We start from the raw sequence: 24,732 nt of genomic DNA, 5'->3' as shown, positions 1-24,732 counted from the left end.
ACGCTGGGCCGGATATGGCCCAGCGTCAAGAGTTTAGCCGGATATTGTGCGCATTGGCCTGACGCTCGCGGTCAGGACATGCCGCCAAGCAGGGCTGCGTTGCCGCCTGCGGCGGTGGTGTCGACGCAGACATGCCGTTCGGCCTGTACCCGTGCCACATCCGGCAGGCCGGGGATCAGCGGCAGGATTGGCCCGTTGCGTCGCGCCAGCCCAGTTTCAATCTCGCGCGCGGTTGCCTCATCACCCCACCAGATCACCCCGGAGATGCCCTCTGCGGTCAGAAGCAGGGGCATATCGCAGGGGCCGGTCGCTTCGATCGCGGTGCCGCCGAGCGCGTGAACGGCGCGGGCCTGGGCCGCCACGGCCTGTGGTCCCGGTCCCAAGCAGAGCAGCGGTGGGCGGGCCTGCTGCGACAGGCGGTTCGATTCGCCGGTCGGGCCGGGCAGGCTGGTTGTGGTCTGCTGCATTGGCTGACCTGTTGGTGCTGGCAGGGACACCATCGCTGCGGTATCGGCGGGCCAGCTGTCGGTGCTCTGCTGACGGTCAGGCGCACAGAAACGCGTCATGTAGAAGGGGCCGCCGGCCTTGGGACCGGTGCCGGACAGGCCTTCGCCCCCAAATGGCTGGCTGCCGACGATGGCACCGATCTGGTTGCGGTTCACATAGAGGTTGCCTGCGTGAATACGGTCGCAGACATATTGCACCCGGTCGTCGATCCGCGTGTGCAGGCCAAAGGTCAGCCCATAGCCGGTGGCATTTATATCGTTGATGATCCGGTCGAGATCCTGCGATCTGAAGCGGGCGACATGCAGGACCGGGCCAAAGATCTCCTGTTCCAGCGCGCTGATGCCGGAGACTTCGATCAGGGTTGGCGCCACGAAGGTGCCGCCCTGCGGTGCGGTCAGTTCCTTCAGCACCCGGCCCTCGGCGCGGGCGGTGTCGATATGGGCGAGAATACCGGCGCGGGCGGCCTCGTCGATCACCGGTCCGCTGTCGGTTGCCAGGTGCCAGGGATCGCCAAGCCGCAGGGCATCCATCGCGCCTTTGAGCATTTTCAACACGTTATCGGCGATATCTTCCTGGAGGTAGAGGCAACGCAGGGCCGAGCAGCGCTGACCTGCCGACTGAAAGGCGCTTTCGATGACGGCCTGAACGGCCTGTTCCGGCAGCGCGGTGCTGTCCACGATCATCGCGTTGAGACCACCGGTCTCGGCAATCAGCGGCGCGCCGGGACGCAGGTGCTCGGCCATGGCAGCGCGGATTTTCAGTGCGGTTGCAGTGGAGCCGGTGAAAGCGACGCCGCCGACGCGCGGATCTGAGGTCAGCGCGCCGCCAACAGCGCCGCCGCCGGGCAGCAGCTGCAACGCCTCTTTCGGGACGCCTGCCTCATGCAGCAGCGCGATGGCGCGATGGGCGATCAGCGGGGTCTGCTCGGCCGGTTTCGCGAGCACTGCATTGCCGGTTGCCAGGGCGGCTGCAATCTGGCCGGAGAAAATCGCCAGCGGGAAGTTCCAGGGCGAGATGCAGGTGAACACGCCGACCGGCGGCTCTGCTGGAATGCGGGCGGCGTAGTAGCGCAGGAAATCCACCGCTTCGCGCAGCTCGGCCACACAGTCGGGCAGCGTCTTGCCCGCTTCGCGCGTCAGCAGCGCAAACAGTTCGCCATAATTGGCCTCGTAGAGGTCGGCGGCCCGGTTCAGCACTTCGGCGCGGATGTCGGCGCTGGCTTGCCACGGGGCTGCGGCGCCGAGGGCCGCCTCGATTTCGGCCTGACCGGCGCTGTGCACCTGGCCTACCGTGGTGAGATCAGCCGGGTTGCGTACTGCGTCTTCGGTGGTGCTGGGGCTCGCGGGCGCCTTGGCCAGCAGGGGCGCTGCGGTCCAGCTGTGGCTCTTCCAAGGCGCGCGGGCGGCGTCGATCGCCGCAAGGGTGGGGGCGTGGCCCAGATCGAACCCGGTGGAGTTCGGCCGCTCCGGCTGGAACAGCTCCGGTCCGCTGCGCAGGTTCGCAGTCAGATCCTCGACCTGATCGAAGGGATCGGCGGCGACCACTTCGGGAGGCACGTTTTCATCAACGATCTGGTTCACAAAGGAGCTGTTGGCGCCATTCTCCAGCAGACGGCGGACCAGATAGGCCAGCAGGTCGCGATGGGCGCCAACCGGCGCATAGATCCGGCAGTGGGTGCGGTTCTGTTCCAGCACCATCTGATGCAGGGTCTCGCCCATGCCATGCAGGCGCTGAAACTCATAGGCGCCTTTGTCGGTGTCCTTGGCCATATGCAGAATGGCTGCGACGGTATGGGCGTTATGGGTGGCAAACTGCGGGTAGATCCGGTCAGTCATCGACAACAGTTTGCGGGCGTTGGCGATGTAGGACACATCGGTCAGCGATTTATGGGTGTAGACGGGGAACCCATCGACGCCCTCGACCTGGGCGCGCTTTACCTCGGTGTCCCAATAGGCGCCTTTGACAAGGCGGACCATCAGGCGGCGGTCATAGCGGTTGGCCATATCATAGAGGGCATCCAGCGCCACTCCGGTGCGCGGTCCATAGGCCTGCACCACCACACCAAACCCATCCCAGCCAGCAAGCGCGGGATCGGAGATCACCTCTTCGATCACCTCAAGCGACAGGGACAGGCGGTCGGCCTCTTCGGCGTCGACGTTCAGCCCCATGCCGGCGGCCTTGGCCAGCAGCGCCAGCGCCTGCAGGCGCGGCACCAGTTCCTCCATGACGCGGGTTTCCTGCGCCAGTTCGTAGCGCGGATGCAGCGCCGAGAGTTTGACCGAGATACCGGGGTTCTGGCGGATATCCTCGCTGTCGCAGGCGGCGGCGATGGCCGAAATCGCGCGGGAATAGGCCAGGTGATAGCGGGCGGCATCCGCTTCGGTGCGGGCGGCCTCTCCCAGCATGTCGTAGGAATAGGTGTAGCCTTTGGCTTCCATCCCGGCGGCGCGTTTCATGGCCCCTTCAATGGTCTCGCCCAGCACGAACTGGCGGCCCATTTCCTTCATCGCGCGGCTGACGGCGGTGCGGATCACCGGTTCGCCCAGACGTTTGATGGCGCCGCGCAGCGCCGAGACCGGGCTGCGCTTTTCGTCGAGCACCTTGCCGGTCAGCATGAGGGCCCAGGTCGACGCATTGACCAGTGAGGAGGTGGATTTGCCCAGATGCTTGCCCCATTCCGACGGCGCGATCTTATCCTCGATCAGCGCGTCGATGGTGTCGGCGTCGGGCACCCGCAAGAGCGCCTCGGCCAGGCACATCAGGGCAACGCCCTCGTCGGTGGAAAGACCGTATTCGGCGAGAAAGACTTCCATCAGGCCGGGCGAGGAATGGCCCCGGATGTCGCGCACCAGGGCGGCGGCATTGGCGCAGATGGTGCGACGGTCCGCAGCGCTGAGATCGGCCAACGCAAACAGCCGGTCGCGCATCTGAGCCTGATCAACATAGGTGCCCGCGTCGATGCGGTAGCGCAGCGCCTCCGCGTGGTCCGCAGTCTGCGCGGAGGACAGGGGGGGCGTGGGCCGGGATTGGGTCGCTGTCATTTTAGGGAACTCTCCGAAGGAACCACAGATCGTGCCGTGGTTGGTCTATCCGCATATGATATCGCGAAATTGCCGGGACAATCGCCCTATGTTGTGCAATCAATAGGCATAACGCCCAAAAAAGGATCTCAGGACAATGCAAATAGACTTTCCGGGCATGGATCGGTTCGATCAGGCGATTCTGGAGGCGCTTGGAGAGGATGGCCGCATGTCCATCGCGGATCTGGCGCGGCGGATCGGCCTGTCCAAAACGCCGACACAGGCGCGGCTGCGGCGGTTGGAGACCGAGGGCTTCATTACAGGCTATCGGGCGCTGATCGATCCGATCCGGCTGGGCCTGGATCACGTCGCCTTTGTCGAGGTGAAGCTGACCGATACCCGAGAGGAGGCGCTGGCGAAATTCAATGCGGCGCTGGCGCGGGTGCCCGAGATCGAACAGGCCCATCTGATGGCCTCGCATTTCGACTATCTGCTAAAGGTGCGGACGCGGTCGATGTCGGCTTATCGTGCGGTGCTGGGCGAGAAGATTTCGGCGCTGCCGCATGTCGCGTCGACCTCCACCTATGTCGCCATGCAGGCAGTAATCGAGGATAGCGCGCTGCTGCCGTGACCCCCCAAGTCGTGACGTCCACGCGAAATCGTGACTTGTCCGGCGATCGCTTTGCGGCAGAATAGGGGGATGCGACAGTCTTGGATTGCCCCGTTTCTAGCTCTTGGCCTCGCGGCCGCTGCACCCTTTGCTCTGGCCGAGGGGGCGGGCCAGGCGAGAGAAGCCGAGGCGGCCGGGGCCTGTCCTGCCGCACCGGATCACCGTAATGCGGTCGAAGGGCTGATCCGCCGCGTGCAGGCGGCAAGCGATGAGATGACGGCGCAGGCCATTTCCAACCAGTTCTGGCAATATTGGGCAGATGCACCCAATGCTCAGGCGCAGGCGCTGCTGGATCGGGGGATGACCCGGCGCTCGGCCTTTGACTTTCTCGGTGCACTGGAGGCATTTGACAGGTTGGTCGCCTACTGCCCGGATTACGCCGAGGGCTACAATCAGCGCGCTTTTGTCCATTATCTGCGGCGGGATTTTGGCGCGGCGCTAACGGATCTGGATCGCGCAATCGCCCTGTCGCCGCGTCATGTTGCGGCGCTGAGTGGTCGGGCGCTGTCGCTTTACGGGTTGTCGCGCCTGACGGAGGCGCGCCAGGCGCTGGAGCAGGCGCTGGCGCTCAATCCTTGGCTGCCGGAGCGGCATCTGGTGGCGCCGGGTGGTCCATTGGCACCGGAAGGGGCAGGCCCGACGGCGCCCGAAGTGGACCTGTGATCTGTGGGCATTGAGACCCCTGTTTCGCATGACGCGGCGTCCGAAACACCGATGCGGGAAAAATTCCATGATCCGTGAGATATCCCATTGTGCCGCTGCGGCGTCCTCGCTAGGTCTGTGATTGCAACGGGCCAAGCCCGCTGTGCGGACGTGGTGGAATGGTAGACACCGGAGACTTAAAATCTCCTGGCCGTATGGCCGTGCGGGTTCGAGTCCCGCCGTCCGCACCATCATTCAAACAGAACTGAACGTGTTTGAATATTTATCCATACAAAACTAAGTGGTTGCGGGTTTTGCTTGCCTGAGTGGCTACCCATGATCTGCAGGAATGTGTATTCGTTTACGCATATTTTCCGCACGGTGCGTAATTCATGGCGTCTATTCGTAAGCTAAAATCGGGATATCGGGCCGAGGTTGCCCGCAAGGGTGTCCGGAAGTCAAAGGTATTCCCGACAAAGCAAGAAGCCAAAGACTGGGCCGCTCGGGCTGAGTTCGAGATCTTGAACCAGGAAAAGGTTGCGGCGAGGCTGACGCTGGGCGAGCTGTTTGAGCGCTATGCTCGCGAGGTATCACCTTCAAAGCGGGGGCATCGCTGGGAGGTGATACGGCTGGAAAAGATCGGTCGAGATGAGATCGCCAAGATCCGGCTGGAAGATTTGTCTGCCAGAGATTTCGCAAAGTGGCGTGATCAGCGCCTAAAGGAGGTCGCGCCCGCGAGCGTAATTCGCGAGATGCAGCTCATGTCTTCGGTTCTGACCGTTGCGCGGAGAGAGTGGGAATTGATCTCAGCGAACCCCATTAGCGACGTGCGAAAGCCTACGAAGCCGCAGCCTCGTGACCGTTTGCCGACCTCAGCTGAGATCGAGGCCATGCAGTTGAGTGCAGGCGAGGATCTGACCAAAGCAACAGCGCGGGCGTTCCACGCGTTCAGGTTTGCTTTGGAGAGCGCGATGCGCGCGGGTGAGATTGCGGGCTTAGAGTGGGATCGGGTTGATTTGGATCGCCGGGTCGCTCTGCTAACGCACACCAAAAATGGCAGGCCGCGAGAGGTTCCGTTGTCGACCAAGGCCGTTGAACTGCTTAGAGCCTTGCCGGATCTCAATCCGGTGTTTGGTCTCTCGTCTCGCCAACTGGATGTTCTGTTTAGAAAACTGCGGGACAGGGCAGATGTCACCGGTTTGACGTTCCACGATTCCCGTCATGCGGCGATCACTGCGCTCTCAAGAAAGCTCGATGTTCTGGCGCTAGCCAGGATGGTAGGGCACACGGATCTGAGGCAGCTGCGCGTGTACTACAATGAAAGCGCTGAAGAGCTCGCCAAGCGCCTCGATTAGGCATCTGGGTTCTTGACCAACTTCTGTTTACGTTCAAGCTGGCCATCCCTGATCCATCGTCTTACCGTCGCCTCGGATTTCCCCACCTTTTGCGCGTACTCTGCAACGGTAATCCATTTTGCTGGCGGGCTGATTTTTGAGGACAATAGGAGACGCTTTATTTCTGTCAGCTCGTCTTGGAGACTTGCGAGCGCATTGGCATCTACGGCGATGAGTTGCTGTGTCATTTCTGGCTCCCGATAAGGGTCTGAGTATTCCTTGAGGCTGGTAATTCCTGCTGGCTCTTAAAGTCCCTGACCCACTGATAGACGCGAGATTTGGCGATGCTGGGTCCGGGCATTGCTTTCATCACAGGGATGATCTTGGTTGCCGATACGCCCGCCAGGGCAAGTTCTGCCGCTTTCTCGATCCGTTCTGGTGTCATCGTCTGCGGTCTGCCGTGACGCGCGCCGCGATCGCGGGCCGCTTTGACGCCTGCGATGGTGCGCTCTCTGATCAGGTCACGCTCCATCTGCGCCAGAGCGGCCATGATGTGAAACATACCTTTGCCCATCGGGCTGGCGAGGTCGAAGCGCTCTGTCAGGCTGACCAACAGGACGTCGTTTGCCTCAAACACCTGCATTGCGCCGATGATGCCCAGCAGGGTGCGGCCCAACCTATCCAGCTTCCAAACCACGAACTCGCCACCGGTCTCCGCCGCGGTTGAGATAGCCGCTTGCAGCCCTGGGCGGTTTTGCTTCGCGCCGCTCATTTTGTCGGTAAAGATCATGGCGTCTGTGACGCCGTATTGTTTGAGGGCTGTGATCTGCATGTCGAGGTTCTGCTCTATTGTCGAGACGCGGGCATATCCCACTTTCACGGTTTCAGGCTTGGTCACGGTAGTCCTGCGATTGGTGCATTTAGTCGCAGGGTACGAACTCAATCACGAGCTGGCCTGGATCTTCGGGGATGCCATCAGCGGTCTGCTGCACACCTTCGTGGCAGGGGTAGACGTCAATACCTTTGATATCGCTGTCGGTGGTGTAAATCGGCAGATCGCCGTGTTTATCTTGGGCGGCTTTCAGGCAAGCGATCAGTCCAGAAATCTTGATGGTCATAGGTGGTTCTCCCAGGCGGGTGCGTTTCGGGGTTGGGGTTATTTGGACTATTCGGGCAGGCGGGTTGCCAGCTCGTATTTGACAGAGGTCAGGTTGAACTTCCGCGCGACGGCTGCCCCCAGTCCAATGCCGAGTTCGTCGGCCAGTAGGTCCAGGGCAATCAGTGCGTCTGCCATTTCTTCGGCAATGTCGCCAATGGTTGCCGTGCTGCCCTTGATGCCGCGGACTGCGCGCAGGTGCTTTTTCACGGCTTCGGAAACCTCGCCGAACTCACCCGCGACCTCGATAGCCCGAAAGGCAACGTCGGCTTTTTCGTTTCCGGGCCACTCCTGCTGGCGTTCCCGGTTCGCTGCGCGCAGCGCGTCAAATGACAGTGCTGTCATGCTGTGTTCTCCTGGTTGGGGTTAGGTGGAATTAGGATTCCGGCCGGTCTTTCATGAAAACCAGCCAATGAGATTTCGCGGTCCTGCCGCAGCGGTTGCCAAACAGCGGCTTGGCGTCGGTGAGATTCAGAATTTCGGAAACTCGGATCTGATCCTCATTCCACTTAAAGATCAGCGTTCCTTCGGGTCTGAGGACGCGAAAGCACTCGGCGAAACCGGCGCGCAAGTCGTCGCGCCAGTCGGCTCCCAGCTTGCCGTACTTCTTGCCAAGCCAGCTTTTAGGCCCGCAGCTAATGAGGTGCGGCGGGTCGAATACAACGAGGCTGAACGTCTCGGCCGGAAACGGCATGTCTCGGAAATCCATCAGCACATCCGGGTCGATGATCAATTCCCGGCTGCCGCCCTTGCTGGACTTGTCTTTCAGCGTGTGCGTCTCGCGGCGCTGATCGCCGAACACGGCGCGCGCGTCATGCCGATTGAACCAGAACATGCGACTTCCACAGCAGGCGTCTAAAACAGGCGGGGGCATATCTCTCTCCATCAAAGGGGTGCGGTTCTGGGACGGGGCGCGGCGGGTGTTCCGTGAGTGGTGTGGCTGCGCCCCAGTCGCAGCGCTCGCGCTGCGGGTGTGGTCAGCTGCTGCTTCTGGCGCGCTGCATTCGGCGGGTGCATTTTCGCCTGATCAGGCGTTGTTCTTCCTTCAGTCCGTGCAGGGCATGTTCTTTGCGGCGGATACGCAGGTGAAGGATTGCAAGGCGGCGCAGGTCCATTTCGTCGGCAAAGTGAAGCCACAGCGCTCTGAGGCCGAAGATCTCAATCCTTTTCAGACTTTTGCCGGTCTGCTTTGGCGCGGCCTGTGTACCTGTGACGGGTACACGCGGTGGGGTGTGTGCTCTGGTTCGCATGGTTGCTCCGATCACCGGTAAGGGGTCGCGATTTTGCCTGTCCAGGCGTCGAATTCGGTGCACAGGGCGGCAAAGCGGTCGGCAGCGGCTTTGTTGCTGTTGAGCAGGCCACGGCTGTTCACGCCGCAGATCATGCGGACGTATTCAGCGGCGGCGCTGGACATCAGCGATTTGCCGGGAAAGCCGCTGCGCTGTGCGGCGAATTCCTGAAATCCCGGGTCATTGCAGAGGATCCCGGCCTGCTGGGCGGGTGGCATCTCGGCAAAGGGCTGGCGGGTCATGCGAACGCGCCTTGGGCGATCAATGCCGGCGGACGGGCGGGAAGGCCTGTTGCAGCGATGTGACGGCGGATGCGGTGGGTGAGCCCATTCGCAGCTAGTGGCGCTTCGCTAGCGGGGTGGGCGTCGCTGGGTTGGGGTTCGTGATGCAGCCGGATTGAGAGTTTTGTACGGCTGTTCTCAGTTGGACCATGAATTGCAAGCTGCATTGCGGCTCTCCCTGTGTAGGTTTTGGGATAGCATAATGTCCAATAAAATGGATAGTCAAGATGTGTGTCCGATATTTAGGACAATTACTTGCACGACTCGCGCGATTGGTAGCACATCGGAGCGATGTTATGAGTGTGGGTTGTTGGGGGTCAGCCCAACGAGAAAAAGGAGTGAATTATGCGAACAGTAGCGTTGGCTGAGGCGATTGGACGTTTGAGTGGCCGCCTGTCGGATTGGGGGTATGTGGTCAAGGAGGTTGATGATGTTTCAACCGTGCCGGGTTTGGTCGAATTATTGGGAAAGTCGTACCTCACACCCTTGTCAAGTCCAGGACACAACGATTTCACGGAGACCAACGTTATATGGCTGGTCGCAATGAAAGGGGATACTCCGGTGTTTGCGGGATGTGCTCGCCTAGAAGATATTGGGCGCGAGAGTATATCCAGATACTGGTCCAGAACCCTAAAGCGCGCATATCGGGCAAATTCGGATGCCCCGGTGATTGAAAAAGTTCGCCCAGAGGTGGAAAAAACACTATCTGGGCGTCTTGTCTACTTTGGGGATCTTTACGTCAATACATCCGAGAGAGGTTCACGCGTAGCGCTTCGCTCTTTTGTAGCATTGGGGCACTTGGCCGTTTCCTTAAAATGGGATCCCGACTGGGTTTACTGCTTTATCCGAGAGGAGGATTTGGCGCGGGGGGCGGGTGTGATCTATGGGTTTTCAACCTTGCTTCCTGAACCTTTCAATTGGTTGTCCCCGCCGCCGCCTAGGTCGAACTCTGAATGGCTTGCGTTGCTTCCCAGAGATGAAATTTGGGCGTTTGCAGGCGCTTCGCTCCGTGCAGCGCTTCGCAGTGATGGCCCTCGACGAGATCGCTCAGACAATCAGCAGAGAGTAATTAAGGATGCGCCTGCCGAGTGTGTCGGATCTCACGGGGAATAGCCCGCGGATGAATTCCATCTTTACTCGTACAGGGTGGTTCGGCATTTGAACGTCTAACGTTTCCAGCGATACAAGCGGGCCGTTAGTTGAGGTGCTGGCATATGCAGAAACCCAGCGCCTCTTGAGTTCTTCGTCGGGGACCGTATCAAGGGCGGTCTGCAAGATGCGGGCGTTAGGTCGGCCCATCGTGATGGTGGCGAGGCTTTTTGCTCCGACTTCAATCACTTCCAAGCTGGAGGCGCCAGGTGCGCATGGAGCATATTGGTCGCAGTACGCCAGTGTTTCTGAAAAGCCCTCGAGGACACCTCCGCACTTTAAATACGTCCGCATTAACGAGTCGATGCTAGGTACTCCATTGCTCCGTGAGTGTTGGGCGACCAGCGTGGCTGAGGCGTGGCTGAGGAGTTGATCGGCGCTGTCAAGTTGGGTGGATAAACGGCGTAAAGGTGGCGCTATCCCCGCGAGATGATCTAGCGTTGTTCCAAGTAGGGACGCTACCCGAGCCATGCCAAATAAACCGGGTCCAGTTTTTGAGATGTCCAGTTTCTTGTCGTTAATGATGTTGTAGAGCGTCTTCTTGCCCAAGCCTGCTGCTATTGAGAGGCGCCAGATGTCGTCACCATAGGGTGAGTTTTTCACGGCCTCGCTAAGTCTTTCTCTAAATCCATGCATATCAAAGATGTTCCTAAATTTAGGAATAACCATGCAACTGCTTGACCTCTTAGGTCAAGGCATTGCAGCTATTGGTTGTGAGGATATTTATTCGCCCGGAGTAGTAGATTGAAAGTAGCTAAATTTTGCCAAAAATTACTTGGTATGAGTGAGCGGGAGTTGGCTGCTTTGCGGGTCTACGGTGAGGATGCTAGTCTTTTTCTAGCAGAGCAAGAATGCCGTCGCGCGCGCGAGTATCTTGCTCCATCAGCGTCATCAGGCGCTCGGTCTCAGGGGAAATCTCAAAGCCAAAAAGAACAAAAGCAAGACTAAACCCATTCGCTTCACAGATCTTTGCGAGCTTTTGAACAGTAGGTTCGGCTCCATCCTTTAGGACGGAGTGTAGATATCCGGGGGTTGTACCGCCGCGCTTGCTTGCCTCGCGCATGGACAGGCCGGACTGCTCAAGTAGCAGCAGTAGGCGCTTCCTCATCGCGTTGGTGTCATATGTGCCATTCATGCCGAGATTATCCATTAGATTGGATATGTGCGCACGTCCTTTATTTTGGAATGTTGACGTGTCCAAAATAATGGATATTACTGCGAAGCATGAAACCAGTTGAACATACATGGCTTGACGTCTCAGGCGGCCCCCTCAGTGGCGAAATCCGGCTTCTCCTTGAGCGGATTGAGAAATATTGTGAAGCGCGGAATTGGACGCTCGGATATTTCGGCAAGCATGTTGCAGGTGATGACACAATTATCCGCAGGCTCCGTGATACGGGGCGTGTGCAGGCCCGCCTCATGCTCGTAGTGGAGCGGTTTCTTGATGAGAATGAGGTGGCGGCTCGGTCCGGTGGTGACGCGCAATGACTATAGGTTGCAGGTCGCACAACCCATGTCGATTTGGCGGGGCGGCATCGCGATGCCGCCCGTTGCGATCAGTGCATGATCGGGTTTCAGTTGTTGATACTCTTCCAGGCCGTTGCTTGGTTACCTGTGCAGTATGCAATCATGTCCCACTGCGGCTGCCATTTTTTGGAGCAATCAAGCAAGATCCTGTCAGCGGTTTCTTTCGGGAGACCTGCGGTCGTGGCTGGAACGGAGCGCATGGCGTCGAGATTTTCACGCGTGCAATATGCTGTCATGTCCCATTTGTGGCCCCACTTGTTTGCGCAGTAGTCAAGGGTGGGACCGGCAATGTCTGCGACGATTTTGTGGACTTTCTGAAAGTAGTCAAACCCCTCTTTGCGTTCGTCCATACAGTATTTGACCATGCTGAAGTCGGTCGCCCATTTGTCGGTACATTCAGCCTGTACCCTATCCCGATCGAAGATGATTTCAGCGTGCGCGACTTCAGGAAGGCTTGCAGTGGTCATCAGAATGGGGATGAGGGGTGCAAAAGTGTTTTTTTTCATCGCTATTTCCTAATCGAAAAGATGTGCAACTCTAGCTTGTGCGAATGTCTGGCGTCCACCCTTAGGTCGGTAGTTGCATTCATCAAAAACACAGTGGGCACAGAGGGCCGCCACCCTCGCTTCGTAGCCGATTGGGGGCAGGCGCGCCTGCATGATGTGGCCCCCGTATCCTCCCTGTTGGAACTTGGGCGCGTTGGTGCAGCTTGTGCCGCGCGCCCCTTTTTCGAAGGGGGTTGCCATGCTTGACCTTCAATCCTCCGCATTGGCGTTTCCTGACCGGCCCGATTGGGTCTGGTTGCGTTGGTATTGGGGGGTCACAGATTTGCTGCGGGACGGGGTGACGCTTGATGACGTTGCTGCGCGTGAACGGGGGCGGATTGCCTGCCTCGCCACGCCCTATTCGGATTTTCCCGGTGGTCCTGTGTTGGCGGCTGACTACGCGGCGGAATGGGCGGGGGTGTTAAGTGGGGCAGGGCTGCTGCCCTTGTCGCCTGCGCTATCGGGGTTTGAGGCTGGCGCGGCCAGCGCTGAGGTTGGCCCGGTTTCTCGCGTTGCGGAGATTATCGTGGTGCCGCCGATCGAGGGCTGGCGGCGGTCGGCAGAAGTGTGGCGCGCTGTCTGCACCGGGCTGGGCGCGATGCGGCCTGTTTATCTGCTGAATGGGAGTGCCTGATGGCTGAGCGGGATCTTTGGCGGGCGATCTTGGCCCTGGCGGTATCGGATACGCTCTATAAGGGGAATTCACCGGTCGCCTGCGATGCACGTGATGCGGCGCGCGAGTGGTTCCGGTTTGGTGGCCGTGATTTCCGCTTCACATGCGTGATGGCGGGATTTGACCCCGATGCAGTGCAAGCACGGTATATGGCCGGCAAGTTTTCAGCGGTCGCCGAGGCTGGGCATGCGTTCATGCATCATTCTGGGCGAGAGCCGCGTGTTCCAGAGAGGGCGCGCGCATGGCTGCGCGTTTCAGCCCATCACCAACAAAGATCAGAGCAGCAGGGAGGTCAGAATGGACGGCCAAATCAATGACGTGGTGCAGGTGATGCCTGACCCATGGCCGCTGAAACTGGGGGAAACCCTATCATCGCACGACTGGTTTCCGTTCCATGGGCATCAGTTCCTTGGCTCTTCTTTCGTGCGCACATCGGTGATGGCGGGGCGACGGGAAGATATCGGCACCGCCGTTATCCTACAGGCGGAGGCCATGCGGGAAGATCCTGCGGGCACCCTGCCGACCGATGATATCGAGTTGGCCGACCTCGCACGGTTTCGCAGCCTGGATGAGTGGCTGGAGGTGCGGGCGCGGGTCTTGAAAGGGTGGATCACCGTGTTGGTCGAGGATCCCAGGACTGGGGCGGTGACTGAGCGCCTTGGTCATCCTGACATCGAGGACGTGGTGAAGGACATGTACAAGCGCAAGCGCGGCAGGGACGCGGCGCGGGATTCCTCGCGTATGGCGCTGAAGCGGCACAAGATCCGAACCAAGATGCAAGAAATGGGTGTTCCCGAGCATATGGCTGCGGACAAGGGGGCAATTCAGATGTTGGCTGAGCATTTCGATCATGCTGACATCTACATTACGCCCGACAATCTGCGCGCGGCCATGGCCGAGGTGCTGGGGTATACCGGCGCTGTGACGCCTCTGTCAGCGCATCGGCGCACGTGAAATCCTACTGAAATACAACTGAAATGATTTCACTACATTTCAGCACGATTTCACCCGGCAAGTGAAATTGCCCTACAGAACAGAACAGCACAAAACAGAATAATACAGAACACCTTACTAGCGCAGAACTCTGGCGGGACGCCTGTGGATAACTTGGAATTGCTTAGAAGAAAGGCAGAGCAGACATGGACGCTAGAGAGCAGCAGGCGGGCGAAAAGCGGGTGCGGGAGCACCTGATTGATCCGCTGACCCGGTTAGGGTTGGTGAAGCCATCGGGAATGACCGTGGCGCAATTCAAGGTGATGCAGGACGAACTCTGCGGCAAGCTGGCCTATATGACGGATCTGAACCTGCAGGCGCTGGCCGAACAGGTTCGATCAATGCCGAGCGGCAAGAGCAAGGATCGGTTTCCGATTGCCGCCAAGGTGCTGGGCTGGGCGGCGCAGATCCAAGCGCCCGCCGATGACGCCTCGCCTTTGTTCCGCGCGGTGTTCGGTGGTGCTCTCGGCAAGGCTGCGATGGCGGAGGATTTCGCGCCGGAACTATTGGCGCATCTGCGGAGCCATCGGGTATGGCCGCGCGAATACGATGTGCGCCAGATCCGCGAGCGGTCAGCTGAGGCCAAGCGGCGCATCACTCGGATGACTGAGGCCGAGCAGCGCGGCGCTGTCGTGTCTGAGGAAGATCAGCGGCTGCGGGCTGCGCGGGCGCAAGCAGCAGAGAAATGTCGGCGCATTGTTGCGATCGTCGAGAGCGGGGGTGCAGCATGACCGAACATGTGGTGATTGTCGCGCCCGATGGTGTTGCGCGGCTACAGGCTGAGGCGGATCGAATTGCCGCGATCAAAGCGCGCTGCGCTGTTCCGTCGGCCTGTGGTGATGAGATCCGGTTGGCCCCCGGTCGTGGTCCCATGATCCAGTTCACGCCTCGGGAGATCCGGCAGACCAGCGCCGGTGGCTTTGCCGCTGTCAAGTCGGGACATGAAGGCAAGGATGCCGCGCGGGTGGCTGATGTTTTTGATGAGATGGACCGAGCCGCGCGTAAAGCGTATCGGGCGGTTCAGCACCGGTTGGCGCAAGAGGGGAAAGATCCGCAGCCTTATGTGCCGCCGTTCACGTCCGGTCAGATCAGCGCGGGCCGAGATTATGCCGCGCTCGTGGAGCGGGTGAGCGCATCGGGTGTCAAGTGCTCCTCCCTTGAGGCGGTCAATTCCAGCGGTGGTGGCGGTGATCGGGAAGAGGCGATCTTCCGTGACTTCCAACGGTTGCGCGCGTTGCAGCGTCGTATCGGCGATGGGCTGGCAAAGGAGGTGCGGCGCATTCGCCCCTCGCAGAATGGGGGGCGCAAGCGGTCGGCCATCTATGTTCGGCGACTTGTTGACCTAGTATGCCTTGGCGATCTGCCGCTGGAGGGCGTGTTGGCTTCGCATGGTTGGGCAAAGGATGGACGCGCGATCCAGTCGCTGCGGGCTTCACTCTGCGCCGCTCTGGATAGAATGCAGGGCTATGACCTGTCAGGCTGAGAAAGAGTGTTGACACTTAACCCACCTGCGAGGCATGTATAGTACATCATCACGAAATGCGCCCACGGGAAACCGGCGGGCGCTTTTGCATTGGTGCTTCCTGAACAGTGAGGGTTTCCCGTGCCGCAGCTAAAGATCTGTGTGGCCTCTGGCTGCGAAGACTATGCGCTGCCTGGGTTGTCTCACTGTGATCGGCATGAGGCGGAGCGTCAGGGCAAGCTGAAGGCGCGACGAGCTAAGGCGCAGACATCAGAGACGGCGCTAATGGCGCGAGCGCTCTATGCGGATCCACGCTGGCGCGCTGCTAGCAAGGCATTCTTGCGCCAGTTCCCCATGTGCCGCGATTGTGGCGAGTTGGGTGTGATCGAACCGGCCACGGATGTTGACCACATCGAGCCTCACAAAGGTGATCGGAAACTATTCTGGGATCGAAAGAACTGGCAGTCGCTTTGCCACAGGTGCCACAGCCGAAAGACGGCGCGCGAGGTCTTCCACGGTGGGGGGGTATCCAAAAATTAGAGGTGTTATATCCGTAACCGGCGGCCATACCTTTGTTTTCGCGAGCGTGAAATTGGAGAAAAAAACCCACTTTGAAAGGAGGGGCAGAGATGAAGGGACGCAAGCCGAACCTTGAAAATGTCATTCCCATGAAAGGTGACATGCCCAAAGAGATCCCGGTTGCGCCGGATTTCCTTGATGATCTGGGACGGCAGGTCTGGGATGAGCTGGCGCCGGAGCTGGTCAAGAAGGGGCGGCTTGAACTGCTCTACAAATACCAGTTCGGTTCTTACTGTTCGGCAGTGTCGAACTTTATCCAGGCGACGAACACGCTGGCGCTTGAAGGCCTGTTCTATGAAACCGGCAAGGGTCGCAACGGCAACCAGCGCCGTAAACACCCGGCGCTGGCATTGCAGGATACTGCCGCCGCGAGCATGCGGAGAGACTCTGCGCTGTTCGGTCTGTCTCCGGTCGATGCCGCCCGCTTAGAAGGCGGTGATCAGGGTGACCTCTTCGATGAGGTCATGAAACAGTTGAATGGAACCGATTGACCACCCGGTTTCCCGTTATGCGCTTGGGGTGGTCGAAGGGGATACCGTCGCTGGGGAACTGGTTCGCATGGCCTGCGAGCGCCACTTGCTGGATCTTGAGACCGGGGCAGATCGGGGTCTGGTCTTTGATTGCGAGGCAGCCAGTCGGATCATTCGCTGGGGTGGCATGCTCCAGCACACAACCGGGCCGATGGCTGGTCAACCGCTGAAGCTGGAGCCGTGGCAAGAGTTCCGGCATGGGTCGGTCTTCGGGTGGAAACGTGCTGAAACTGGCCTGCGCCGGTTTCGCTCAACCTATCATCAGGTTGGCAAGAAGAACGGCAAGACGACCGATACGGCGGTGCCGATGCTCTACACTCAGTTGTTTGATGGTGAGGCGGCGCCGCAGGGGTACTGTGCTGCAACCACAAAAGATCAGGCAGGGCTACTGTTCAAAGAGATGAAGCGGATGATCAAGCGATCGCCGCTGTTGCGCCAGATGATGAGGGTCTGGCGCGCGTCGATCGAAAGTCCGCGGACAGATGGTCTCATCGCGTGTCTGAGCCGGGACGGGGATTCCTCGGACGGGATTAACCCCAGCTTTCTAGCACGGGATGAAATGCACCGCTGGACCGATCGGGAACTGGCAGACACGATCGTTGAATCGATGATTGCGCGGGCGCAGCCGATTGACTGGGTGATCACTACCGCTGGGCAAGATCGCAGCTCACTCTGTGGCGAGTTGCGCGACTATGGTGAGAGCGTCCTGCGCGGATCCGTTGAAGATGATTCCTTCTTTGGTTTCATTGCGGAGCCGCCTGCGGACTGTGATCCGGCAGATCCGCAGTTCTGGGCCATGGGAAACCCGAACCTGGGTGTCAGTAAGCAGATCGATGCGATGCAGGACACGCTCAAGAAAGCGTTGGCCATTGCGGGCCGGATGCCGAACTTCAAAAGGTTTCACCTGAACCTTTGGACCGAGGGCGCTGAGACTTGGATTGCAAGGGATGTCTGGGATCAGGGTCTTGCGAAAGCGCCGTTTGATCCGGCGATGCTCTATGGGCGCAAGGCTTGGGTGGGGCTGGATCTGTCAAACAAGGTCGACACCACAGCGATCGTGGTGGCGGTGCCTGTTGATGGGGTGATCTATTTGATCACATACACCTTTTTACCGGCGGGTCCGAAGGGGTTCATCCAGCGGGCACAAACGGAAAAGCGCGAATACGTGGGCTGGCGGGATCAGGGCTGGCTGGAGGTTCATCAGGGCGGGACCATTGATGAGGATGCCATTGCCGATCGACTTGAGTGGATCCGCAAGCATTTCGATTTGCAGGAAGTGGCCTATGACCCTTGGGGTATGAAGTATCTGGCTGACAAGCTGGATAAGCGCCGGTTCCCGATGGTCGAACACCGGCAGGGCTATGGCTCAATGTCGAACCCAATGAAGCGGTTCGAGGAAAAGGTGGCCCAGGGCAAGATCCGCCATGGCGGCAATCCTGTCCTGGCATGGCAGGTCGGCAATGTTCATCGCGACGAAGATGCGGCGGAGAACATCAAACCGAACAAGAAGAAATCGACGGGGCGTATCGATGCCGCTGTGGCTGCCATTATGGCGCTGGGGCGGGCTGAGGTGGGCGAAGAGAAACGCAAGGCGCGGGAAGTTGAGGTCGTATGAAAGTCTTCGGTCTGGAAATCACACGCGGCAATTCGGCCAATACCGAAATGCCGGTTCGGGTTGAGCCGCCGATGGTCGAAGCTATTGCTGAGACTTCTGGCGTGGCCCGACCAGAACCATGGATGACTGAAATCGGCTTTGGTGGTGGCCGTGGCGGCACCGGGTCTCAGCGCCTTCCAAATGTCACTGCGCGGCGGGCGGAGCAACATGGCACGGTGTTTGCCTGCTGTAATAATATTGCTGGGGATCTGTCCAAGGTTCCGCTGAAGATCTGGGAGCGCAAGGCGGATGGCCAGGAGGTCCGTGTGCGCGATCATCCTGCGGCCTATCTGCTGAACGTCGAGGCATCAGAGGGGGTGCCCGCAAAGGTCATGCGCTTTGCGCTGGTCTATGCTTGGGCTTTGCGTGGCAACGGTTTTGCCTATGGCCCCCGTGATGGTGGCGGTGATCTGGAAATGATCGAAGTGATTGATCAGGATGGATGCAACCCGCTGCGGGCTGGCCGCGCCCGGTTTTACGATTTCACCGATGGGGCGGGTGTGTATCGTCGTGTTCCTAGCCGATCGATGGTGCATCTGCGCTACATGGCTCTGGACGGTTGGACGGGGCGTTCTCCGCTACAGGTGGCTAGTGAGACGGTAGGGCTTGCATTTGCGGGGCAGGAATCTGCTGCGCGGTCTGTTTCTGGCGCACATTCCAAGGCGTTCATGAAGCTGGGCGATCACTATGAAGACGACGCCGCGCGGACCCGAAATGCGAAGCGGTTGAAGGATCATCTGACCAACCCGAATTCGGACGGCATTCCCGTGCTTGGTCCTGATGACGATATCAAGAGCCTGGATCTGACCGCCGCAGATCAAGAGCTGTTGTCCAGCCGCAAATTTGATCGTGAGCAACTTGCCGCAATCTACCGAATGCCGCCGTCAAAATTGCAGATGCTGGAATACGGCGTGAAGGCAAATGGGGAGCAGCAGGCGATCGACTATCTGACAGATTGTCTGCTGCATTGGTCAGGTCTGGCAGAACAGACGTTGGCGCTGTCGATCCTTACACGGGGTGAGCGCGATCGAGGATTGTTCCTGCGCCATGATTTTGGGGCGCTACTACAGCCGACAATCAAGGATCAGATAGAGGCCGTGACCAAGGCGGTTGGTGGCCCTGTCTACACCCCGAATGATGGGCGGAAAAAGCTTGGCCTGCCGCCAACAGAGGGCGGCGACAAAATGAATCCTGCACCGAACATGACGCGGGATGACAGCAAAGACGCAAAGGGGAAAGAGAAATGAGCGGGACAACCATTGGTGCGCTACTGGGAACAGCTGCGGTTGCGATCTGTGCAGAACATTTGCCCATGCTTGACGCCGTTCTTCCAGGTCAGGCTCCTGAGAGTGTCGACGCGATGCAAGCCATGGTTGGCGCTGGCGTCAAGGTCGAACGGGGTGAGCGCTATGTGGTTCATCGTGGCATCGCCTATGTGCCTGTTCGCGGGGTCCTGTCTCCAAATTCTGAGATCCTTGAGCGCTGGTTTGGTTGGGCCACCTATCACGGGCTGATTGACACCATGAGTGCGCTTTCTGCGAGTGATGAGGTGCGCGGTGTGGTGCTGTTTTTTGACACGCCGGGGGGAGCGGTCGTAGGTGTTCAGGGTGCAGTCGAGGCGGTCAAGGCTTGTGCTGCGGTGAAGCCGGTGCATGCGTTTGTCTATCCGCTCGCGGCTTCTGCTGGCTATTGGCTTGCCAGCCAGTGCACAGAAATCATTGTCAGCCCTGGTGCGTGGGTGGGGTCGGTGGGCACCATGATGAACAGCAACCAGCCGGTGCAGTCGGGTACTTCAGGCTATCAGGACTATATTCTGACCTCGCACCATGCCGGAGCCAAGCGTCCGGACCTGTCCACGGATGAGGGGCGGGCGCTCGCACTGGACCGCTTGAACGCCATGGAGGCAGATTTCCACGCTGCCGTTTCTGAAGGACGCGGGATCCCGGTCGAAGATCTGAAGGTGAGCCTGAGCCGCAGCGGCAACACCGCACATGGCGGGGATGTTTTCTGGGGTAATGATGCTGTTGAGCGTGGGCTGGCAGATGGCCTTGAGGATATCTCTACCTTTATTGCGCGGGTTTCGGCGCTCTATGCCCCGCCGCAGCAGAGGCAGGTGCGGGCCATGATGGCGCGGGCTAAAGCGGCACAGGCGAAAGCCTCTCTCTAACTCTCGGCGGCCAATTCGGCCTGTGTAGACCTCGCGCATTTGCGGCGGGGCCAATTGGGCTGCGCGGGTGCAGCCTTCCATGTCAAAAGGAGAAACAACATGGATATCAACGATCTTCGCCGCATGCTGAAGGCAGCGGCGGACGACATGCAAATCAAGGCCCAAACAATCGAGGATCTGGAAGGTGCCGATACTCCTGATGGGGATGCAATCAAGGCGGCGGTGACCGCATTTGAAGCCTCCGAAGCGGACTTCAAAAAGGTGCAGGTCAAGCTGAACCGTGCCCAAGCGATCGAGGACGCCAAGGCCGCGACGGCGACCTCTGAATTGGAGGCGGTCACTGCGCCTCAGGCAGCCCCTGCTGCGGTGGCAAACCCTGAGGAAAAGGGGATCGAGATCGGCTTTATGGCTCATGCGCTGATCAACGCCAAAGGTGATCGTGACAAGGCGGTAGAGAGCTTGGAAAAAGACGGTCACAGCGCCGTATCCGCAGCCCTGTCCGGTGCAAGTGAAGGGGCTGGTGGTGTCACACTGCCCCGCCCGCAGGCTACGCAGGTAATCGAGCTGCTGCGGCCGCGTGTGACGGTGCGTGCATCTGGCGCGGTTGTGCATGACCTGCCTGCGGGTGAGCTGCGCAATGCGCGGCAGGCCACACCCGCCAGCGCTTCTTATGGCGGCGAGAATGCTGCAATGGTTGAGAGCGAGCCGACGTTCGACAAGGTGGAAGAAAAGTTCCGCAAACTGACCTCGCTTGTACCAGTGGGCAACTCGCTGCTGCGCCATTCCAGCGCGTCGATCGCAATCATGGTGCGCAATGACATTCTGCGGGAGATGGGCCTGAAAAACGATCTGGCATTCCTGCGGTTTGATGGCTCGGGTGTCCTTCCCAAGGGGCTGCGTCATTGGGCGTTGGCAGATCACTGGGAGGCGACGGTGGGCAAAGACCCGGCTGTGGTCGAACAGGCTATTCGTCGGATCAAGAGCAAGGTTGAAGATGCCAATGTGGCGATGGTTGCGCCTGGCTGGATCATGCGCGCATCTGCGAAGAACTTCCTTGGCAGTCTGCGCTGGCCTAATGGGTTCAAAGTGTTCCCGTCGATCGATGACAGCGGCACCCTGCATGGTTTCCCGATCAAGGTAACATCGCAGATCCCGGACAACCTCGGCGTTGGTGGCGATGAAACCGAAGTCTATTTTGCGGACTTCGCTGAAATCATGATCGGTGACGCGCTGCAAATCACATTCGGTACCAGCTCTGAAGCGGCGTATGTCAATCAGGCGGGTGATACCGTGTCAGCCTGGGCGCAGGACCTGACCCTGATGCGGGCGATTGCGGAGCATGACATGGCACCGATGCACGATGAGGCCATCGCCGGTCTGAACGGGGTCGGCTGGAGCCTCTAGGGCGCGCATCTTTCCTTTATGTTTTGGGCCTCGGCGGTGATCGTCGGGGCTTTCTCTTTTCTCCTGAAATCAAGGATTGCTGAAATGACGAAAGTAATCGTGGAATTCCTGCGCGCGCATGGTCGCTTTGTTCGTGGCGATATTGCCGGGTTCGCCCCTGATGTTGTGAAAAAGTGGCCTGCCGGGGTTTGTGTTCCCTATGACCCGGACAAGCCCAAAGCGGGCGGTGTGGCCGTCATCGGTAACATTGAGCTTGATGCTGATGGGGTTCGGAAAATGATCTCCGACGCTGAAACAGAGTTCGCTGCAAAAACTGATGCACTCAGTCAGCGCGAGCAGGAGCTTGCAGATCGTGAGGCGGAATTGGCTGCGCGGGAGCGCGAGCTTTTGAGCCGTGTCGCCGCCGAACAAACAGATGCATCCGCAGAGCCAGAGGAGGCCGCTGCTGTGGATGAGGAAGCAGCCAAAGATGCCACCAAGAAGACCGCCGGCGCACCGCCCAAACAGGGCGCTAAGGCTTAAGGGGGCGAACTGATGCGGGTGATTGAGGTGGATGCCATTCCATCAGGTTTCGAACTGGACGATTTCAAGCGATCTGTTCATATGATGGATGATGAGGCGGAGAACGATCCAGCTCTCGGCCTGGTGTTGGAATCTGCTGAGGCGGCAGTTGCGACTGCGACTGGTCGCCCGGTCACCCCGCGTCTGGTTGAGTTCATCGTCGTTCGTGGCCAATGGTCTCGGTGGTGGTTTCCGGTTCTGCCGGTGCAGGAGCTGACCGGGCTTGCGGTTGATGATGGGGCAGGAGGTTGGATCGATCAGCCTCTTGGTGGAGCGTGGCTCCAGCAGGCGCATGATGAACCGCAGTTGGTGATCGGCCCGTCTTGGGCGGGTCGTTCTGTCCAGGGTGATCTGCTGCGCATTCGGGCGCGCGTTGGTGGCGCCGAGGTTTCCACCTTCCCGCGGTTGCGCCAGGCTGTTTTCCTCTTGGCGAAAGAGTGGCTTGACGCTGGTGTTTCGATCGAGGGGGAGACTGTGCCGCAGTTGTCTTTTGGTGTGAGGCTGCTGATCAAACAGGCCCGCTACATCCGACCATTTGAGGTGGCTTGATATGGCGGGTCGCTTGGATCGCCGCATTGACATTGTGAAGCCCCGATTGGTGCCGGTTGGGCTTGGTGAGTTCAAGGAAGATGGCTTTGTTGATGTCGCGACCAGATGGGCGAAATACACCCCTGTGAGTGACGCTGAGAAGCTGCGGGCGGCAGCGGTGGAGCAAAAGACGGATGCGCGTTTTGTGATCCGGTATTCCCGCGCGTTGGCGTTGCTGGATGAGGATCACAAGATCCGGTTTGATGGCAGTATCTGGTCCATCTCCGGTGTGAAAGAACTGGGTCGCCGCCGTTGGCTTGAGTTCACGGCGCACCGAACCGGCAGGCCAGAGGTGTAGCATGTCCATGAAAATGAAGATTGAGGGGGCGGGCGATATTGAGCGCGCCCTCGGTGCTTTGGCGCGGGGTACCGCAAAAGGCGTCACCCGCAGGGCCATGAAGAGAGCGCTTCAGCCGGTGGCCCGTGCGGCAGAAGGATCACCCTTTGTGATCGCTGTGACCAGTAAGCTGGCGCGGGATCAAAAAGGGTGGGCAAGGAGAGATCAGGGCCGCAGCAAGATTGCGATGTATGTCGGCCCGGTCCAGCAGGATGGATCACATGCACCGCATGCCCATCTGATCGAGTTCGGCACTGGCGATCGCTACCACGAGTCGGGCAAATATGTCGGCGCTGTTGTGGCGGATCCGTTCATGCGTCCTGCCTGGGATGCAAACCGAGAGCGTGTTCTTGAGATCCTGAAACGCGAGACTTGGGCTGAAATTGAGAAGACTGTCGCCCGCGCCGCCCGCAAGGCTGCAAGGGGGTAGGGATGGAAGATGATCTCTATCAGGCGCTTTTGACGCTTGGACACCCGGTTGCGTGGCTGGCCTTTAACAAAGCCGTTGGCTTGCCGCGCATCTCGTTGCAGCGGATCAGCACAGTGACCGGCTATTCCCAAACGGGCCGCGCGGATGTCGAAACCGCACGGGTGCAGATCAATGTGTCTGCGGAAACCTACCCTGAGGCCGCAGCCCTAGGCAGGGCGGTTTCAGAGCTTTTGACAGAATTGCGCAGCGGGTCGGTGATCCGCTGCCGCGAACTATCGCGCCGGGACGGATCATCCGAGACCGGTGGCGATATCATCCGGCAGCAAATGCTGGATATCTCGGTGCGGTATCGCGCCTGAACCTTGGCCGGGGATCCGGCTTTTCAAACATGATGTGAGGAATTGTGATGACAGCTGAAAATGTTGTTCCGGGCGATCTGTGCACTGTTAAGTGGTCGGTCGATGGCGTCGCCTGGGAGGAGATCCCGGGTTGTAAAACGGTTGGGGTGCCTGAAGAAAATCCTGAATACCGTGATCGCACATCGCTTTCCAGTCCCGGCCGCAGCCGTGAGTGGGGTGTAGGCCTGACCGATACAAGTGAGCTGACACTGAGCTGTTTCTATTCGTCGGCGCTCTACAAAAAAGCGTTGGAGTTTAAAGCCTTGCGCAAGCCCATTTTCTTCAATGTGGAACTGCCGCCCGAAGATGGTGTGCAGAGCGCGGGCGATGTCTTTGACTACAAGGCCTTCGTCAACCCCTCGACACCGACTGTTGATCATGAGGGTGACCTGATGACCGACCTGAAACTTCGCCCGACCGGGCTTGTCGGTTGGACCGAGGGGGCTGCGCTGTGATCAGCTCTGTATCTGTGACTGTGGGCAAGAAGACCCACAAGCTAAAATGTTCCACCCTGGCCATGGCGGATCTGGAGGAGGCGCGCGGCGAAAACTTCGATGTCATCCTGAACCAGCTCATTGCGGGCAATCAGGGCGTCAAAGTCATCATTGCAGCCTGGGCAGCGTTCCTGAATGACGGCAAGGGCGTGTCGACTGAAGACGCCGCCGCAGTCCTGGATGACCTCGGTGGTTACGCCGTCGCTGCGCCCTATCTGGCGCAGGCGCTGAGCAAGGCCTTCCCGATGCTTCAGCTCAAAACCGATGCCGATGACGACGAGAGTGAGAGCGCCGAAGACGGCGATGACGAGGGAAACGAGGTGCCCCCGGTCGAATAGACTG

At 59.4% G+C, this 24,732-nt stretch carries 31 protein-coding genes and 1 tRNA gene; 22 read left to right on the top strand and 10 right to left on the bottom strand.

Annotated features, from left to right (window positions below; all coding sequences use genetic code 11):
* Positions 1-71: 71 nt before the first annotated feature.
* Positions 72-3,548, bottom strand: a complete 3,477-nt coding sequence (gene putA / locus VWY60_RS09450) for a bifunctional proline dehydrogenase/L-glutamate gamma-semialdehyde dehydrogenase PutA (RefSeq protein ID WP_416540343.1) — start codon at positions 3,546-3,548, stop codon at positions 72-74.
* Positions 3,549-3,684: 136 nt separating this feature from the next.
* Between putA and VWY60_RS09445 the strand changes: the two genes are divergently transcribed.
* From VWY60_RS09445 to VWY60_RS09430, 4 genes are all read left to right on the top strand, one after another.
* Positions 3,685-4,158 (top strand): Lrp/AsnC family transcriptional regulator, encoded by a 474-nt coding sequence (locus VWY60_RS09445; protein WP_416536269.1) that lies wholly within the window; start codon positions 3,685-3,687, stop codon positions 4,156-4,158.
* A gap of 69 nt (positions 4,159-4,227) precedes the next feature.
* The gene (locus VWY60_RS09440; protein ID WP_416536268.1) at positions 4,228-4,860 is read left to right on the top strand and encodes a tetratricopeptide repeat protein; all 633 of its coding nucleotides are present in this window, start codon (positions 4,228-4,230) and stop codon (positions 4,858-4,860) included.
* Positions 4,861-5,004: 144 nt separating this feature from the next.
* Positions 5,005-5,090, top strand: a tRNA-Leu gene (locus VWY60_RS09435).
* Between the two features lie 141 nt (positions 5,091-5,231).
* Complete coding sequence (locus tag VWY60_RS09430; protein WP_416592520.1) at positions 5,232-6,194, top strand: tyrosine-type recombinase/integrase; 963 nt, start codon at positions 5,232-5,234, stop codon at positions 6,192-6,194.
* On the opposite strand, the gene VWY60_RS09425 is transcribed toward VWY60_RS09430, so the two are convergent.
* The 9 genes from VWY60_RS09425 to VWY60_RS09385 form a co-directional block, all read right to left on the bottom strand.
* Positions 6,191-6,421, bottom strand: a complete 231-nt coding sequence (locus VWY60_RS09425) for a hypothetical protein (RefSeq protein WP_052465769.1) — start codon at positions 6,419-6,421, stop codon at positions 6,191-6,193. The two genes, VWY60_RS09430 and VWY60_RS09425, sit on opposite strands and share 4 nt — an antisense overlap.
* Positions 6,418-7,071: a recombinase family protein gene (locus tag VWY60_RS09420; RefSeq protein ID WP_416592519.1), complete on the bottom strand. Its 654-nt coding sequence runs from the start codon at positions 7,069-7,071 to the stop codon at positions 6,418-6,420. Before VWY60_RS09420 ends, VWY60_RS09425 begins: the two co-directional genes overlap by 4 nt.
* Positions 7,072-7,093: 22 nt before the next feature.
* The gene (locus tag VWY60_RS09415) at positions 7,094-7,291 is read right to left on the bottom strand and encodes a hypothetical protein (protein WP_416592518.1); all 198 of its coding nucleotides are present in this window, start codon (positions 7,289-7,291) and stop codon (positions 7,094-7,096) included.
* Positions 7,292-7,338: 47 nt separating this feature from the next.
* Positions 7,339-7,674 carry a MazG-like family protein gene (locus VWY60_RS09410; protein ID WP_416592517.1) on the bottom strand — a complete coding sequence of 112 codons (336 nt, stop codon included), beginning with the start codon at positions 7,672-7,674 and terminating at the stop codon, positions 7,339-7,341.
* Positions 7,675-7,705: 31 nt separating this feature from the next.
* Positions 7,706-8,164 carry a class I SAM-dependent methyltransferase gene (locus VWY60_RS09405; RefSeq protein WP_416592516.1) on the bottom strand — a complete coding sequence of 153 codons (459 nt, stop codon included), beginning with the start codon at positions 8,162-8,164 and terminating at the stop codon, positions 7,706-7,708.
* A 426-nt stretch (positions 8,165-8,590) separates the two neighbouring features.
* On the bottom strand, positions 8,591-8,860 hold the full coding sequence (locus VWY60_RS09400) for a hypothetical protein (RefSeq protein ID WP_416592515.1): 270 nt from the start codon (positions 8,858-8,860) through the stop codon (positions 8,591-8,593).
* A gap of 1,086 nt (positions 8,861-9,946) precedes the next feature.
* Positions 9,947-10,717 carry a hypothetical protein gene (locus tag VWY60_RS09395; RefSeq protein ID WP_416592514.1) on the bottom strand — a complete coding sequence of 257 codons (771 nt, stop codon included), beginning with the start codon at positions 10,715-10,717 and terminating at the stop codon, positions 9,947-9,949.
* Positions 10,718-10,874: 157 nt separating this feature from the next.
* Positions 10,875-11,294, bottom strand: a complete 420-nt coding sequence (locus VWY60_RS09390) for a helix-turn-helix domain-containing protein (RefSeq protein WP_416535804.1) — start codon at positions 11,292-11,294, stop codon at positions 10,875-10,877.
* 328 nt (positions 11,295-11,622) lie between these two features.
* Positions 11,623-12,081: a hypothetical protein gene (locus VWY60_RS09385; protein ID WP_416592513.1), complete on the bottom strand. Its 459-nt coding sequence runs from the start codon at positions 12,079-12,081 to the stop codon at positions 11,623-11,625.
* 238 nt (positions 12,082-12,319) lie between these two features.
* Here VWY60_RS09385 and VWY60_RS09380 point away from each other — a divergent pair, with 238 nt between their 5' ends.
* The 18 genes from VWY60_RS09380 to VWY60_RS09295 all read left to right on the top strand — a co-directional run bounded on the left by VWY60_RS09380 (position 12,320) and on the right by VWY60_RS09295 (position 24,728).
* Complete coding sequence (locus tag VWY60_RS09380; RefSeq protein ID WP_416592512.1) at positions 12,320-12,754, top strand: hypothetical protein; 435 nt, start codon at positions 12,320-12,322, stop codon at positions 12,752-12,754.
* Positions 12,754-13,110, top strand: coding sequence for a hypothetical protein (locus VWY60_RS09375; RefSeq protein ID WP_416592511.1), 357 nt, complete (start codon positions 12,754-12,756; stop codon positions 13,108-13,110). Before VWY60_RS09380 ends, VWY60_RS09375 begins: the two co-directional genes overlap by 1 nt.
* Entirely contained in the window at positions 13,091-13,747 is a 657-nt protein-coding gene (locus VWY60_RS09370) for a hypothetical protein (protein WP_416592510.1), read from the top strand. Before VWY60_RS09375 ends, VWY60_RS09370 begins: the two co-directional genes overlap by 20 nt.
* A gap of 185 nt (positions 13,748-13,932) precedes the next feature.
* Positions 13,933-14,517, top strand: a complete 585-nt coding sequence (locus tag VWY60_RS09365; protein ID WP_416592509.1) for a hypothetical protein — start codon at positions 13,933-13,935, stop codon at positions 14,515-14,517.
* Positions 14,514-15,269: a hypothetical protein gene (locus tag VWY60_RS09360; protein ID WP_416592508.1), complete on the top strand. Its 756-nt coding sequence runs from the start codon at positions 14,514-14,516 to the stop codon at positions 15,267-15,269. Before VWY60_RS09365 ends, VWY60_RS09360 begins: the two co-directional genes overlap by 4 nt.
* Positions 15,270-15,410: 141 nt before the next feature.
* Positions 15,411-15,788: an HNH endonuclease signature motif containing protein gene (locus VWY60_RS09355; protein WP_416592523.1), complete on the top strand. Its 378-nt coding sequence runs from the start codon at positions 15,411-15,413 to the stop codon at positions 15,786-15,788.
* An 89-nt stretch (positions 15,789-15,877) separates the two neighbouring features.
* Positions 15,878-16,318, top strand: coding sequence for a phage terminase small subunit P27 family (locus VWY60_RS09350; protein ID WP_260099784.1), 441 nt, complete (start codon positions 15,878-15,880; stop codon positions 16,316-16,318).
* Positions 16,305-17,972, top strand: a complete 1,668-nt coding sequence (locus VWY60_RS09345) for a terminase large subunit (protein ID WP_102876935.1) — start codon at positions 16,305-16,307, stop codon at positions 17,970-17,972. Before VWY60_RS09350 ends, VWY60_RS09345 begins: the two co-directional genes overlap by 14 nt.
* Positions 17,969-19,258 (top strand): phage portal protein, encoded by a 1,290-nt coding sequence (locus VWY60_RS09340; RefSeq protein WP_416592507.1) that lies wholly within the window; start codon positions 17,969-17,971, stop codon positions 19,256-19,258. The genes VWY60_RS09345 and VWY60_RS09340 overlap by 4 nt, the downstream gene beginning before the upstream one ends.
* The gene (locus VWY60_RS09335) at positions 19,255-20,178 is read left to right on the top strand and encodes a S49 family peptidase (protein WP_416592506.1); all 924 of its coding nucleotides are present in this window, start codon (positions 19,255-19,257) and stop codon (positions 20,176-20,178) included. Before VWY60_RS09340 ends, VWY60_RS09335 begins: the two co-directional genes overlap by 4 nt.
* A 99-nt stretch (positions 20,179-20,277) precedes the next feature.
* Entirely contained in the window at positions 20,278-21,582 is a 1,305-nt protein-coding gene (locus VWY60_RS09330) for a phage major capsid protein (RefSeq protein ID WP_061048228.1), read from the top strand.
* An 84-nt stretch (positions 21,583-21,666) separates the two neighbouring features.
* On the top strand, positions 21,667-22,104 hold the full coding sequence (locus VWY60_RS09325) for a hypothetical protein (RefSeq protein WP_416592505.1): 438 nt from the start codon (positions 21,667-21,669) through the stop codon (positions 22,102-22,104).
* An 18-nt stretch (positions 22,105-22,122) separates the two neighbouring features.
* Positions 22,123-22,692, top strand: coding sequence for a hypothetical protein (locus VWY60_RS09320; protein ID WP_416592504.1), 570 nt, complete (start codon positions 22,123-22,125; stop codon positions 22,690-22,692).
* Between the two features lies 1 nt (position 22,693).
* Complete coding sequence (locus tag VWY60_RS09315; protein ID WP_416592503.1) at positions 22,694-23,029, top strand: phage head closure protein; 336 nt, start codon at positions 22,694-22,696, stop codon at positions 23,027-23,029.
* Positions 23,030-23,036: 7 nt separating this feature from the next.
* The gene (locus VWY60_RS09310; protein ID WP_416592502.1) at positions 23,037-23,498 is read left to right on the top strand and encodes a hypothetical protein; all 462 of its coding nucleotides are present in this window, start codon (positions 23,037-23,039) and stop codon (positions 23,496-23,498) included.
* Positions 23,499-23,500: 2 nt separating this feature from the next.
* Entirely contained in the window at positions 23,501-23,857 is a 357-nt protein-coding gene (gp17, locus tag VWY60_RS09305) for a tail completion protein gp17 (RefSeq protein ID WP_260099792.1), read from the top strand.
* Positions 23,858-23,904: 47 nt separating this feature from the next.
* Positions 23,905-24,351 carry a hypothetical protein gene (locus tag VWY60_RS09300; protein ID WP_416592501.1) on the top strand — a complete coding sequence of 149 codons (447 nt, stop codon included), beginning with the start codon at positions 23,905-23,907 and terminating at the stop codon, positions 24,349-24,351.
* On the top strand, positions 24,348-24,728 hold the full coding sequence (locus tag VWY60_RS09295; protein WP_416592500.1) for a hypothetical protein: 381 nt from the start codon (positions 24,348-24,350) through the stop codon (positions 24,726-24,728). The genes VWY60_RS09300 and VWY60_RS09295 overlap by 4 nt, the downstream gene beginning before the upstream one ends.
* The last annotated feature ends 4 nt before the right edge of the window (positions 24,729-24,732 follow it).

It is taken from the genome of Phaeobacter sp. JH20_26 (assembly GCF_048056275.1).
In the GTDB taxonomy this organism is placed as follows: Bacteria; Pseudomonadota; Alphaproteobacteria; order Rhodobacterales; family Rhodobacteraceae; genus Phaeobacter; species Phaeobacter bryozoorum.
The sequence above is the reverse complement of the archived record's forward strand: the minus strand, read 5'-3'. Positions and strand labels throughout refer to the sequence as shown.